Raw genomic sequence first — 13,678 nt, forward strand, 5'->3', positions numbered from 1 at the left:
GATCGAAGTAAGGGTAGCCTTGCCTGTGTGACCGATCCGCAGCGCCTCTCCGCGACCGACCTGCGCCTGGCGTACGGCAGGCGCGACGTCGTGCACGACGCGTCGATCACGCTGGAGCCGGGGCGCGTGACCGTGCTCGTCGGCCCGAACGGCAGCGGCAAGTCCACGCTCCTGCGCGGGCTCACGAGCCTCCATCGGCCGGCCGACGGCGCGATCGTCTACGGCGACGGCACCCTCGCCGCGGACCTCAACGAGCGTCAGCTCGCGCAGCGCGTGGCGATGCTGGCCCAGTCGCGGCCGACGCCGTCGGGCGTCACGGTGCGCGAGATCGTCGAATACGGGCGCTTCCCGCATCGCGGACGCCTGCGCCGACGCGACCCGGAGGGTGCCGCGATCGTGGACCGGGCCCTCGCGGCGACGGGCGTCGCCGACCTCGCCGACCGTCCGGTCGCCGAGGTCTCCGGCGGGCAGCGCCAGCGCGTGTGGCTCGCCTCCTGCCTCGCCCAGCACACGGGCATCGTGCTGCTCGACGAGCCGACCACCTACCTCGACCTGCGCTTCCAGATCGAGATCCTCGACATCGTGCGCGAGCTCGCCGACGACGGCGTGGCAGTGGGCGTGGTGCTGCACGACCTCGACCAGGCCGCCGACGTGGCCGACGACGCCGTGCTGCTCGTCGACGGCCGCATCGTCGCCTCCGGCGCTCCGCGCGAGGTGCTGACCGCCGAGCGCCTGAGCTTGGCGTACGGCGTCGCCATCGACGTCGCGACCGACTCGGATGGGCATCTGCGCATCCGTCCGACGCGTCGCAGGCGACGCATCCACGCCGCCGCCTGACGCGGCCACCCAGCGGCGCGCATCGGCGCGCCCGACGAGAGGAACGACCATGCGTCGCACCATGACCATGGCGGCCGCTGCGGCCGCCGTCGCGCTCGCCCTGACGGGCTGCGGCACCACCGAGGCGCCCGAGGAGGAGGGTGCCGCCTCCGGCGACACCGTCACGGTGACGGACGCCCGCGGCGTCGAGGTCGAGGTCCCGGCGAACGCCGAGCGCGTCGTCGCGCTCGAGTGGGTCGCGGTCGAGCACGTGCAGACGGTCGGCCTCGAGCTCGCCGGCGTCGCCGACGTCGAGGGCTACGAGGACTGGTCGGGCACGGGCGAGCCGCTCGAGGGCGATCCGGTCGACGTGGGCACGCGCGGCGAGTCGAGCATCGACGCCATCGCCGAGATCGCGCCCGACCTCATCATCGGCGTGCAGGGCGGCACCGACGAGCAGGTCGAGCAGCTCGAGGCCATCGCCCCCGTCGTCATCCTGCAGGCCGCCGACGCGTCGGCGCCGCTCGACACGATGCTCTCCGACCTGCGGCTCGTCGGCGAGGCCACGGGCCGCGAGGACGAGGCCGAGGCCGCCATCGCGGACTTCGAGGCGCACCTCGACGAGCTGGAGACCACGGTCGAGGATGCCGGGCTCGCAGATACGCCCATCGCGCACCTCGACGGGTACGAGAACGGTGGCCAGGTCGAGATCCGGACCTACGAGGACGGCTCGCTGCTCGCGGCCGCCGCCGATCGCATCGGCTTCGCGAACGCGCTCACGGGCGAGGGCGACCCGCAGTACGGCCTCGGCATCACGGACGTCGAGGGGCTCACGGACCTCCCCGACGACGCGCAGATCGTCTACATGACGGTCGGCGACCGCGACGTGTTCTCGCAGGACCTGCTCTCCAACGCGATCTATACGGGACTCGTGGCGGTGCAGGAGGGCCACGTGCACCGTCTGCCCGACGGCATCTGGCTCTTCGGCGGCGTCCACTCGGTGTCCATGTACCTCGACGAGCTCGTCGCAGCCGTCCAGGCATGAGCACGGCGACCGCGAGCGCTCCGACGCCGGCGCCCGCGCGGCGCATCGGCGCCGGCGTCGGAGCGCTCGCGGTCGCCCTCGTCGTGCTCCTCGCGCCCCTGGCCGTCTGGCACCTCTCGCAGGGCACGACGTCGCTCGGCTTCGGCGACGTCGTCGCGTGGGCGCTCGGCGACCGCACCTCCGACGCGATCCTGCAGGACGGTCGCGTGCCCAGGCTCGCCGCGGCGCTCGTCGTCGGGCTGGCGCTCGGCGTCGCCGGCTACGCGATGCAGTCGCTCGTGCGCAACCCGCTCGCGTCGCCCGACACGCTCGCGGTCAACGCCGGGGCCGCAGCCGCGCTCGGCGTCACGGCGGCCCTCGGCATCACGCTGCCCTTCGTCGGCGGGGCGGCGCTCGCCTTCGTCGGCGGCCTCGCCGCCGCGGCCGTCGTCGTCGCCATCGGGCGCGGCAAGGGGCAGAGCACGCGGATGATCCTCGTCGGCACCGCGTTCGCGCTCGCGTTGCAGAGCGTCGTGGTCGTCACGATCCTGCTCGCAGAGCAGCAGACCCGCGGCCTGTACGCGTGGGGCGTGGGGCGGCTGTCGCAGAACGGCATCGACACCGTCGCGCAGGCGCTGCCCGTCGTCGCCGTGAGCGTCGTCGTGCTGCTGCTCCTCGCACGCAGGCTCGACCTCCTCGCGCTCGGCGAGGACACGGCCTCGCTGCTCGGGGTCGGGGTGCGCTCGCTGCGCCTCTCCACGCTGCTCGCGGCCGTGCTGCTCGCGGCGAGCGCCGTCGCGATCGCCGGCCCCATCGGCTTCGTGGGTCTCGCGGCGCCCGCCGCCATCCGACTCCTCGGCTCGCGCGTGTCCGGGCTGCATCGGCACGTCGTCGCGCTGCCGATCGCGGGCCTCGCGGGCGCGGTGCTCGTCGTGGGCGCCGACGTGCTGCTGCGCGCCGTGCTGCAGGGCCGCGCCTCGCTCGACGTGCCGACCGGCGTCGTCACGAGCATCCTCGGCGCCGTCTTCCTCGTCGTGCTCGCACGCACGCTGCCGGGCGCGAACCAGGCCGAGCAGATGGCGGGCCTCGGCGAGCGCTCCGTCTTCCGGCGCGCGTGGATCCCGATGGCGATCGCGGGCGCCGTGCTCGTCGCAGTCGTGGTCGTGGCGCTGCTCGTCGGCGGGCGCCCGATGCTGCTCGGCGACCTCGTCAACTGGCTGCAGGGCGTCGCCGGCCGCGAGGTCACCCTCGCGCTCGACGTGGGTGCGCCGCGCGTCCTCGCAGGCGTGCTCGCCGGTGCGGCGCTCGCGCTCGGCGGCTCGCTCGTGCAGACCGTGGCGCGCAACCCGCTCGCCGACCCGTACCTGCTGGGCGTCGCGAACGGCGCGGGCCTCGGCGCCGTCACGGTCATCACGCTGTCGGCCGCAGCCTCCGGCTGGCTCATCGCCGGCGGTGCGCTCGTGGGCGCCGTGCTCGCCGCCGGCATCGTGCTCGCGGTCACGGGCTGGCGGATGCTCGGCACGCTGCGGCTCGTGCTCACGGGCATCGGGGTGAGCGCCGCCTTCGGCGCGCTGACGAGCCTGCTCATCACGACGACGGATCCGTGGAACGCGTCAAAGGCGATCGTGTGGCTCGGCGGCAGCACCTACGGCCGCGGCTTCGAGGACTCGCTGCCCGTGCTCGTCGCGATCGTCGTGTGCGGCGCGCTGGCGTGGGGCATGCGGCACGACCTCGACCTCGTGCAGCTCGATCAGGACACGCCACGCCTGCTCGGCGTGCGCCTCGCACGCATGCAGCTCGTCGCCCTCGTGCTCGCCGTGCTCCTCACGGCGACCGCGGTCGCGGCCGTCGGCGTCGTCGCGTTCGTGGGCCTCATCGCGCCGCACGCCGCTCGCTCGCTCGTCGGCTCGGCGCACCACCGCTTCGTGCCGCTCGCCATCCTGCTCGGCGCCGCGCTCGTCGGCACCGCCGACCTGCTCGGGCGACGCCTCATCTTCCCCGAGCAGCTGCCCGCCGGCGTCATGACCGCCATCGTCGGCGTCCCCTACTTCATCCTGCTCGTGCTGCAGTCCAGGCGCGTGCGCCAGGGCTGACGCAGCGCCGCGACCTCACTCGAGGCCGCGGCGCCGCAGCAGCGGCGCGAGCTCCGCGTCGCGGCCGCGGAAGTCGCGGTACGCCTCGAGCGGGTCCTTCGAGCCGCCGACGCCCAGCAGCCGGTCGCGGAACCGCTGCCCCGACTCGCGCGTGGCGCCGTGCTCCTCGAACCACTGCACGGTGTCGGCGTCGAGCACCTCGGACCAGATGTACGAGTAGTACGCCGCGGAGTAGCCGCCCGAGAAGACGTGCTGGAAGTAGCCGGACGAGTAGCGCGTCGGCACGGTGTCGAGGAGGAGCCCGACGCGCTCGAGCGCCGCGCGCTCGAACGCGGCGACGTCCTGCACCTGCTCGCCGGGCGCGAGCGAGTGCCACGCCTGGTCGAGCAGCGCGGCCGCGAGGTACTCGCTCGTCGCGTGGCCCTGGTCGAAGGTCTCGGTCGCGCGGATGCGCTCGAGCACGTCGGCGGGGATCGGCTCGCCGGTCTCGACGTGGCGCGCGTAGCGCTCGACGATGCCGGGCCACAGCATCCACATCTCGTTCACCTGGCTCGGGAACTCGACGAAGTCGCGCGGCACGTTCGTGCCGGCGACGCTCGGGTAGCCGACGATCGCGAACAGGCCGTGGAGCGCGTGCCCGAACTCGTGGAAGAGCGTGTTCGTCTCGTCGAACGTCAGCAGCGTGGGGGAGCCTGCGGGCGGCTTCGGCACGTTGAGGTTGTTCATGACGACGGTCGGATGCCCCAGCAGGCGGTTCTGCGAGATGAGCGGGTTCATCCACGCGCCGCCGCGCTTCGAGTCGCGCGTGTGGAGGTCGAGCAGATACAGGCCGACCTCGCTGCCGTCGGCGTCGTGCACCTCGAAGACGCGGACGTCGGGGTGGTAGCCGTGCAGGTCGTCGCGCTCGGTGAACGTGACGCCGTAGATCTGGGTCGCGGCGGCGAAGACACCGTCCTGCAGCACGCGCTCGGCCGGGAAGTACGGCTTGAGGGCCTGCGTGTCGACGTCGTAGCGGGCCGTGCGCAGCCGCTCGGTCCAGAACGCCCAGTCCCACGATGCGAGCTCGTAGCCCTCGCCGGCCTCGTCGACGAGCGCCTGCAGGTCGGCGGCCTCCGCCGCCGCGTTGCGCGCCGCGGCCGGCGCGAGGCGCGAGAGCATGGCGTCGACCGCCTCGGGCGTCTTCGCCGTCGCCTCCGCCGTCACGACGTGCGCGTGCGTGGGGAAGCCGAGCAGGGCGGCGCGCTCGGCGCGCAGGGCCACGATCTCGAGGATCACGGCGCGGTTGTCGTGCGCGTTCCCGCGCGTGCCGCGCGCGAGGGAGGCCTCCATGATGCGCTGGCGCAGCGCGCGGTTCGTGAGCTGCGCGAGCCAGGGATGGCCCGAGAACAGCGGCAGGGTGATGAGGTGCTTGCCCTCGAGGCCGCGGTCCGCGGCGGCCTGCGCTGCCGAGGCGATGTCGCCGGCCGACAGACCGTCGAGCTCCTCGGCCGCGTCCACGACGACCGCGAGGTCGTTCGTGTCGGCCTGCAGCTGCTGGTCGAACGTCGTCGTGAGGGTCGCGAGGCGCTGGTTCAGCTCCTTGAGGCGCGTCGTGCTCGCCTCGTCGAGGCCGGCGCCCGCGAGCGTCATGCGCAGGTGCCACTGCTCGACGACCCACGCCTGCTCGGGCGTCCATGCCGGATCGGGGTGCTCGTGGAGGTGGGAGATGCGCGCGTAGAGCGCGGGGTCGAGCTCGATCGCGTCCGAGTGCGCCGCCCAGCGCGGCGCGATCTCGGCCTCGAGCTCGTCGAGGAACGGCGTCGTGTCGGCGGAGGAGAGCGCGAAGAAGACGTGGCCGACGCGCTCGAGGATCGCACCGGACGCCTCGAGCGGCGCGATGGTGTCGTCGAACGTCGGCGTGCCCTCCTGCGTCGTGATCGCGGCGATCTCCTCGAGCTGCTGCGCGAAGCCCGCCTCGAACGCCGGCCGGTAGTGCTCGTCGCGGATGTCCGCGAACGGCGGCAGCTGGTAGGGCAGGGGGGAGGGCTCGAAGAAGGGGTTCCGCATGCCGCCAGCCTAGGTGCGGGCCGCGCGCCTACGATGACGACCGTGCGCATGAGCGGTCGGTACGTCCTCGTCGACGAGATCGGTCGTGGCGCGTACGGGGTGGTCTGGCGGGCGTGGGACGGCCGCGACCACGTGTGGCGCGCCGCGAAGGTGCTGCGCGAGGCCGACGCGGTCTTCCTGCTGCGCTTCCTGCGGGAGCAGGCCGTGCGCATCCGGCATCCGCACGTCGTCACCCCCGTCGGCTGGGCGGGCGACGACGAGGGCGTGCTGCTGACGATGCCGCTCGTCGCGGGCGGCTCGCTGCTGCAGCTGCTCGACGAGCGCGGCACGCTGCCGGCGCCGTGGGCCGCGCGCGTGGCACTGCAGCTCGCGGACGCCCTGTCGGCGGTGCACGCGGAGGGCGTGACGCATCGCGACGTGAAGCCCGGCAACGTGCTGCTGCGACCGACGGGCGCGGGCGAGCCGCACGCGTACCTCGGCGACTTCGGCATCGCGCGGCGCGAGGAGGATCCGCGGCTCACGGAGGGCTCGCTCGTGCTCGGCACCCGCCGCTACCTCGCTCCCGAGGCGTGGGAGGCCGGCTCGACGGCGCCGCCGATCGACGTGTTCGCCGCCGGCGTGCTGCTCGCGCAGCTGCGGCTCGGCCTCGCCGCCGACGCCCCGGCCCTGCGCGCCGCGCCCCCGGAGCCGCTGCTCGCGATCGCCGCCGCGATGACGCACGAGGATCCCGCGGCGCGACCGACGCCCGCGCAGGTGCGCGCGGCGATCGATGCGACGGGCCTCGCCCATGCGCCGCTCGACGGCTCGGTCGTCGTGCCGGACCGCCTGCCGCCGCTGCCCGCCGGCTGGACGGCCGAGGGGCCGGGCACCGACGAGACCGGACGCTGGCAGCGTGCCGCCGAGGCGGCGAGCGCGCTGCGCATCCAGGCATCCGCGCCCACGGCACCGCCCGCTCGCGCGTCGCGTCGCGGCCTGCTGCTGCCCGCCGCGCTCGTCACGGTGGGCGCGGCGCTGTGCGCCGCTGCGGTCGCGCTGCTGCTGCCGCGCTGAGGCGCCCGACGCGTTCGGCGTCGTCGCAGCACGGGCGGGTACCGTGACGTCCGCCTGGACGAGCGGAGGATGGGCGATGCGGACGACGTGGATGCGCGCGGGCGCTGCCGTGCTGACGGGTGCCCTCGCGGCGACGGGAGCGGGCGTCGCCGCCGCGGCTCCCGCACCGGGGGACGAGGTCGACGACGCGCGGCTCGTGCTCCTGCTCGACGCATCCGGCTCGATGGCCGAGCCCGACGCGAGCGGCGCGCCACGGATCGACGCCGCCCGCACCGCGCTCGACGCGGCGATCGGCGCGCTCGACGACGACGCGCAGGTCGGCTTCCGCGTGTTCGGCGCGACGGTGGTGGGCCAGGAGACGGCGGGCGCGTGCGAGGACACGCAGCAGGTGGTGCCGGTGGGCGCCGTAGACCGCGACGCGCTCGCGGACGCCGTCGACGCGTACGAGCCGTACGGGGAGACGCCGATCGGCGCCGGTCTCCTCGGTGCCGCCGCGGACCTCGGCGACGAGGGCCGCCGCACGATCCTGCTCGTCTCCGACGGCCTGTCGAACTGCCAGCCCGACCCGTGCGAGGTCGCGGCGTCGCTGCAGGCCGCGGGCGTCGAGCTCGTCGTGAACGTCGTCGGCCTCGACGTCGACGCGGCGGCGCGCGCCCAGCTGTCGTGCATCGCGAGTGCGACCGGGGGCTCGTACGTCGATGCCGACGACACCGACACCCTCACCGCCGCGATCGGCGCGCTCGCCACTCGCGCCTTCCGTCCCTTCGCCCTCACCGGCGAGCCGATCGAGGCGGGTGCGACCGAGCAGGACGCCACCGCGCTCGCCACCGGCTCCTGGCTCGGGACGCTCGGCTCGACCGACGGCTACTACCGCCTCGAGCGCACGATCCCCGGGTCGACCCTCCACGTCGGGCTGACGACCCTCAACGGCACGGACGCGTACGAGTCCATCTTCGCAGCGGCGTACCCGCCGGGCGGCGAGTCGCGGTCCGGCTTCCGCTGCGCCGAGGGCGTCGCGACCGGCGGGTCGTCGAGCGAGGCGAACCGCCTCGCGGCGACGGCGCTCGTCGTCTCCGACGGGCTCGCGCAGGGCGACGTCGATGCCGCGTGCATGGAGGGCGACGTCATCCTCGAGGTGCGCGACGGCGGGGCGCTCGCCGGCCAGCGCGTCGAGATCGTCGTGACGGAGGAGCCGCCGATCGTCGCGGGGCAGGATCTGCCGCCCGCGGCGACCGAGGCCGGCGAGGGATGGTCGCTCGCCGCCGCCGCGACGGTCGACGACCTCGTGCCCGGCACCGCCTTCTCGGACGCGCCGACGATCGAGCCCGGCGTGGCGTACGCGCTCGACGTGGCGCCGGGGGAGTCGCAGACGCTCGCGATCGAGGTCGGATGGGGGCAGGAGCTGCGCATCCAGGCCGACGTGCCGACGAGCCCGCCGGGGCTCGACGGGCTCTTCGTGACGCTCGACGTCGCCGATCCCTACCGCGCCGACGTGCTCGCGGGGAACGTGGGGCCGGACTTCGTGCGGCTCGCTCCCGGCACGATCCCGACCATGACGGTCGCGGTCCCTCCCGTGGCGTACGCGAGCCGCACGGCGTCGTGCGCGTCGACGTGCCCGTCGATCGCCGGGACGTACACGATCGTCGTGTCGGCGAGCGGCGCCGCGACGCCGATGACGAGCACGATCCCGTACACGCTCACGACGGCGCTGGAGGGCGAGGCCGGTCCCGGCCCCGAGTACGTCGCGCCGCCGCCGCAGCCGGCGACGTCGGATGCGGCGGCGGCGGGCGGCTCGGACGACGCGGCGACCGGCCCTGACGTGCTGGGCATCGTGCTCGGGACCGTCGGCCTCGTGCTCGTCGGCGTCGGCGTCGCGATCGCCGTGCGGCGTCGGCGCGGCGGGCGCCCCGCGGCGTCGTAGGCTCGCGGGGTGAGCGACGTCGTCTACTCCCACGGTCACCACGAGTCCGTCACGCGCGCGCACGCGGCGCGCACCGTGCAGAACTCCGCCGCCTACCTCGTGCCGTACCTCGAGCCGGGCCAGCGCATCCTCGACGTCGGATGCGGGCCGGGGTCCATCACGATCGACCTCGCACGGCGGGTCGGCGACGGCGAGGTCGTGGGCGTCGATGCGAGCGCCGAGGTGGTCGCGCAGGCACGGGCCCTCGCGGAGACGTCGGGCGTGACGAACGTGCGCTTCGAGGTCGGGGACGCGTACGCGCTGGGCGCCGCCGACGGCGCGTTCGACGTCGTGCACGCGCATCAGGTGCTGCAGCACCTCGGCGACCCCGTCGCAGCGCTCGCGGAGTGGCGGCGCGTCACGTGCGGCATCGTGGCGGCGCGCGACGTCGTCTACTCGGCGACGACGATCCATCCGGCGAGCGAGGCCCTGACCGAGTGGCGACGCATCATCGTCGCGCTGCAGCGCGCCAACGGCGGCGAGGCCGACGCGGGATCGCACCTGAAGGCGTGGGCGCGCGCCGCGGGCTTCGCGTCCGTCGCGACCGACGTCGAGACGTGGTGCTTCGAGAGCGACGCCGCCCGCGCGTGGTGGGGAGGCCAGTGGGCCGAGCGGGCGCTCGCGTCGAGCTTCGCGTCCGGCACCGACGCGCACGGGCTCGCGACCCACGAGGACCGCGTGGCCATCGCGGACGCGTGGAAGGCGTGGGCGGCCGATCCCGACGGGTGGATGGCGATGATCCACGGCTGGATCGTCGCGCGCGGCTGAGACGCCGCGGCCGCCGCGGACTCAGTCCCGCTCGACGAGCACGCCGTCGTCGGCGAGGGTGATGCGGGTGCCGTCGTCGCACTCGACGACGGGCGATCCCTCGAGGTAGGTGAGCGTCCAGCCCCACCCCGTCGTGTCCGCGCCGAGGTCGACGAGCGTGCGCTCCTCCGCCGCGATCGCCTCGCGCACGACCGGCGGCAGCGACGCGGGTGCGTCGCCGCCGACCGGCCAGCGGGAGCCGATCTGCATCAGCGATCCGCGTCCATCAGCGACCCGCCTGCTGCTCCGACTCGGGCGCGAGCTCGATCGAGCGCACGGCGATCTCGTCGCCCGCGACGATCTCCAGGTGCTCGATGCGGCCGACGTCGGCCAGGTCGTGCGCGGCCTGCTCGAGGAGCCCGAGCTGCGTCGAGGGCGCCGCGAGCACGGCGTGCCGCACGGGCGTGCGCTGGCTCGCCTTCGCGTCCGACTTCGCGCGGCGGATGCCGATGAGCGCCTCCGACACGGCGGGCAGCAGCCCCGTGGGGCTCGCGCTCGTCGGCAGGTCGGCCCGGGTCGGCCACGCCGCGACGTGGATCGAGCCCTCGTGCGTCCACGACCAGACCTCCTCGGTCGCGAACGGCAGCACGGGTGCGAGGAGGCGCAGCAGCACGTCGATCGCCGCGCGCAGCGCGCCGATCGCGGAGGCGCGGCCGATCTCGTCGCCCTGGTACGCGCGCTGCTTCACGACCTCGAGGTAGTCGTCGCAGAACGTCCAGAAGAACGTCTCCGTGAGCTCGAGGGCCCGCGCGTGGTCGTAGCGCTCGAGCGCCGCGGTCGCCTGGTCGACGACCTGCCCGAGCTCGGCGAGCATGTCGATGTCGATCGGGTTCGCGATCTCGCCCGGCTCGCCCTCCATCTGGTACACGAAGCGCGCCGCGTTCAGCACCTTCATCGCCAGGCGACGACCGATCTTGATCATCTTCGGGTTCTGCGGGTCGAGCGTCGCGTCGACGCCGAGGCGCGACGACAGCGCCCAGTAGCGCACGCCGTCGGCGCCGTGCTCCTCGAGCATGCCGAGCGGCGTGACGACGTTGCCCTTCGACTTCGACATCTTCTTGCGGTCGGGATCGAGGATCCAGCCCGAGATGGCCGTGTGCCGCCACGGCGCCCTGCCGCCCTCGAAGAGCGCTCGCAGCGCGGTCGAGAACAGCCAGGTGCGGATGATGTCCTGGCCCTGCGGGCGCAGGTCGAACGGCGCCACGAGGTCCCAGAGCTCGTCGTCGACGCCGCCCCAGCCGCCGGCGAGCTGCGGGGTGAGGGACGACGTCGCCCACGTGTCCATGATGTCGACCTCGCCGACGAAGCCGCCCGCCTGGCCGCGCTGCGAGGCGTCGAAGCCATCGGGGACGTCGGTCGACGGATCGACGGGGAGCTGCGACGGGTTCGGCAGCAGCACGTCGTCGAAGCGCGTCTCGCCGTCCTCGCCCACGCGGTACCAGACGGGGATGGGCACGCCGAAGAAGCGCTGACGCGAGATGAGCCAGTCGCCCGCGAGGCCCTGCACCCAGTTCTCGTAGCGCACGCGCATGTGGTCGGGGTGCCACTCGATGCCGCGCCCGAGCTCGAGCAGGCGCTCGCGCAGCTCGGCGTCGCGGCCGCCGTTGCGGATGTACCACTGCCGCGTCGAGACGATCTCGAGCGGCTTGTCGCCCTTCTCGTAGAACTTCACGGGATGCGTGATGCGGCGCGGCTCGCCGACGGTGCGACCCGCCGCCGTCAGCGCGGCGACGATCGCCTCCTTGGCGGAGAACACGGTCTTGCCCGCGAGCTCCGCGTAGAGCGCCGTGCCCGCCTCCGAGACGATGGCGCTCGGCGCCTCGGCGAGGAAGCGGCCGTCGAAGCCGATGACGGCGCGAGCGGGCAGGTCGAGCTCGCGCCACCAGATCACGTCGGTCATGTCGCCGAACGTGCAGATCATCGCGACGCCCGTGCCCTTGTCGGGCTGCGCGAGGTGGTGCGCCACGAAGGGCACCTCGACGTCGAAGACCGGCGTGCGCACCGTCGTGCCGACGAGGTGCCGGTAGCGCTCGTCGTCCGGATGCGCGACGACCGCGACGCACGCGGGCAGCAGCTCGGGGCGCGTCGTGTCGATGCGCAGGTCGCCGTCGGTGCTCGTGAACAGCAGCGTGTGGAACGTGCCGGGCTGCTCGCGGTCCTCGAGCTCCGCCTGCGCGACGGCGGAGCGGAACGTCACGTCCCACAGCGTCGGCGCGTCCGACTGGTAGGCCTCGCCGCGTTCGAGGTTGCGCAGGAACGCGCGCTGGCTCGTCGCGCGCGCATGGTCCGAGATCGTGCGGTACGTCTGCGACCAGTCGACCGACAGGCCGAGCGTGCGCCACAGCTCCTCGAAGCGACGCTCGTCCTCCTCGGTGAGGCGCTCGCACAGCTCGATGAAGTTCTGCCGCGACACCGGCACCTGCTGCGCCTTGGCAGGTGCGTCGCCGTCGAACGGCGGCGTGAAGCCCGGGTCGTACGGCAGCGCGGGGTCGACGCGCACGCCGTAGTAGTTCTGCACGCGGCGCTCCGTGGGCAGGCCGTTGTCGTCCCAGCCCATCGGATAGAAGACCGTGCGACCGCGCATGCGCTGGAAGCGCGCGATGACGTCGGTGTGCGAGTACGAGAAGACGTGGCCGACGTGGAGCGATCCGGAGGCGGTCGGCGGCGGCGTGTCGATCGAGTAGATCGTCTCGCGGCTCTGGCCCGTGCGGTCGAACCGGTACGTGCCCTCCTGCTCCCAGCGGGCGTCCCACTTGGCCTCGAGTCCCTCGAGGGCGGGCTTCTCCGGCATGGCGCTCATGGCGTCCCCTTCTCGCTCTGCGCGGCATCGTGTCCGTGGATGCCTGGTTGTGCGCTCGAGTCTATCGATCCGCGATGGATCGGGCGGACCGGGTCAGGGCGCGTCGTCGCTCGGCGGCGCGTCGGGGTAGCGCCGCTCGCGGCTGGGCTTGATCACCAGGATGAGTGCGAACGCCAGCGTGCCGATCGACCCCATGAGCAGCACGTCCCGCACGAGCATGTGCTCCATCGTCATGCCGACGAGGCCGAGCACGGCGGCGACGGCGACGAGGATCCAGGTGGCGCGGGGGATGCGGCGCAGCATGCCTCGAGCGTAGCCAGCGGGGGGTGCTGGCCGGTCAGGGCGCGAGGGGCAGCGCGAGCACGGAGCGGCCGACGGTGACGTCGCCCGACCAGCGCAGGCGGGGGTCGTCGGCCGGGATGCGGTGCCACAGCGCGAGCGCGAGCGCTTCGGCGTCGCCGGCGAGCGTCGTCGCCGCCTCGCCGCCCAGAAGCCAGGTGCCGCCGCCGTCGGCGACGAGGGCGAGCCCGAGGTCCGGGGCGACGACGCGGCCGAGCCGTAGCTGCCTGGGCCACAGTGTGCCGACGACCTCCTCGATGCCATCGGCGGCGAGGCCCGCGTCGAGGGACGGCGCATCCCCGAGCGCGACGGCCGCGTCCCACGCGTGGATCGCGTGCTCGTGCGCCTGCCTGCGGATCCAGAAGCCGACGGTCCTCGGCGGCGCCATCGTCCACGCGGGCGTCGCCGGGTCGACCGCGAGCGCCTCGAGCAGCGCCTGCGCCGAGCCCGCGAGCCACGCGGCGAGGCCCGCGTCGTCCGGCACGCGCGGCGCGGGCGCGTCGCCGTCGCCATGCGCGAGGGCGTGCAGCACCCACCGCTCGATCCCGCCGACGTGCGCGACGAGGTCGCGCAGCGACCAGCCCGGGCACGAGGGCACGGGAGCATCCCACGCGTCCTCGTCGTCGGCGCGGCGCGCGAGCGCGACCATGGCGCGCACCTCGCGGGCCAGGTGGATGCGCAGGTCGGGCGGCGGGATGGTCACGAGCCGATCGTGCCATCCGCCGCCCGCGTGCGCGATCGGT

The 13,678-nt window shown here is 74.3% G+C and carries 11 protein-coding genes; 6 read left to right on the plus strand and 5 right to left on the minus strand.

All coding sequences use genetic code 11. From position 1 onward, the window contains the following. The first annotated feature begins 27 nt into the window (after positions 1-27). The 3 genes from C1N71_RS06120 to C1N71_RS06130 are packed head-to-tail and all read left to right on the plus strand — an operon-like array spanning position 28 to position 3,933. Entirely contained in the window at positions 28-837 is an 810-nt protein-coding gene (locus tag C1N71_RS06120; RefSeq protein ID WP_254678121.1) for an ABC transporter ATP-binding protein, read from the plus strand. Positions 838-886: 49 nt separating this feature from the next. Continuing rightward, positions 887-1,861, plus strand: coding sequence for an ABC transporter substrate-binding protein (locus tag C1N71_RS06125; RefSeq protein ID WP_175414125.1), 975 nt, complete (start codon positions 887-889; stop codon positions 1,859-1,861). Continuing rightward, positions 1,858-3,933, plus strand: coding sequence for an iron ABC transporter permease (locus C1N71_RS06130; RefSeq protein WP_137755592.1), 2,076 nt, complete (start codon positions 1,858-1,860; stop codon positions 3,931-3,933). Before C1N71_RS06125 ends, C1N71_RS06130 begins: the two co-directional genes overlap by 4 nt. A gap of 15 nt (positions 3,934-3,948) precedes the next feature. Here the strand turns inward: C1N71_RS06130 and C1N71_RS06135 are convergent, their stop codons facing one another. Then, the gene (locus C1N71_RS06135) at positions 3,949-5,979 is read right to left on the minus strand and encodes a M3 family metallopeptidase (RefSeq protein ID WP_137755593.1); all 2,031 of its coding nucleotides are present in this window, start codon (positions 5,977-5,979) and stop codon (positions 3,949-3,951) included. A 48-nt stretch (positions 5,980-6,027) separates the two neighbouring features. Between C1N71_RS06135 and C1N71_RS06140 the strand changes: the two genes are divergently transcribed. The 3 genes from C1N71_RS06140 to C1N71_RS06150 all read left to right on the plus strand — a co-directional run bounded on the left by C1N71_RS06140 (position 6,028) and on the right by C1N71_RS06150 (position 9,757). Further along, the gene (locus C1N71_RS06140) at positions 6,028-7,029 is read left to right on the plus strand and encodes a serine/threonine-protein kinase (protein WP_175414126.1); all 1,002 of its coding nucleotides are present in this window, start codon (positions 6,028-6,030) and stop codon (positions 7,027-7,029) included. A 76-nt stretch (positions 7,030-7,105) separates the two neighbouring features. Continuing rightward, on the plus strand, positions 7,106-8,950 hold the full coding sequence (locus C1N71_RS06145) for a vWA domain-containing protein (protein ID WP_175414127.1): 1,845 nt from the start codon (positions 7,106-7,108) through the stop codon (positions 8,948-8,950). A 9-nt stretch (positions 8,951-8,959) separates the two neighbouring features. Continuing rightward, on the plus strand, positions 8,960-9,757 hold the full coding sequence (locus C1N71_RS06150) for a methyltransferase domain-containing protein (protein WP_137755596.1): 798 nt from the start codon (positions 8,960-8,962) through the stop codon (positions 9,755-9,757). 21 nt (positions 9,758-9,778) lie between these two features. Here the strand turns inward: C1N71_RS06150 and C1N71_RS06155 are convergent, their stop codons facing one another. The 4 genes from C1N71_RS06155 to C1N71_RS06170 all read right to left on the minus strand — a co-directional run bounded on the left by C1N71_RS06155 (position 9,779) and on the right by C1N71_RS06170 (position 13,638). Then, positions 9,779-10,006, minus strand: coding sequence for a hypothetical protein (locus C1N71_RS06155; RefSeq protein WP_137755597.1), 228 nt, complete (start codon positions 10,004-10,006; stop codon positions 9,779-9,781). A gap of 16 nt (positions 10,007-10,022) precedes the next feature. Further along, positions 10,023-12,596 (minus strand): valine--tRNA ligase, encoded by a 2,574-nt coding sequence (valS, locus tag C1N71_RS06160; protein WP_137755598.1) that lies wholly within the window; start codon positions 12,594-12,596, stop codon positions 10,023-10,025. A 93-nt stretch (positions 12,597-12,689) separates the two neighbouring features. Further along, positions 12,690-12,899: a hypothetical protein gene (locus C1N71_RS06165; protein ID WP_137755599.1), complete on the minus strand. Its 210-nt coding sequence runs from the start codon at positions 12,897-12,899 to the stop codon at positions 12,690-12,692. Positions 12,900-12,933: 34 nt separating this feature from the next. Further along, positions 12,934-13,638: a maleylpyruvate isomerase family mycothiol-dependent enzyme gene (locus C1N71_RS06170; RefSeq protein ID WP_137755600.1), complete on the minus strand. Its 705-nt coding sequence runs from the start codon at positions 13,636-13,638 to the stop codon at positions 12,934-12,936. Positions 13,639-13,678: the final 40 nt, after the last annotated feature.

The sequence above is a fragment of the Agrococcus sp. SGAir0287 genome (assembly GCF_005484985.1).
Classification (GTDB): Bacteria; Actinomycetota; Actinomycetes; order Actinomycetales; family Microbacteriaceae; genus Agrococcus.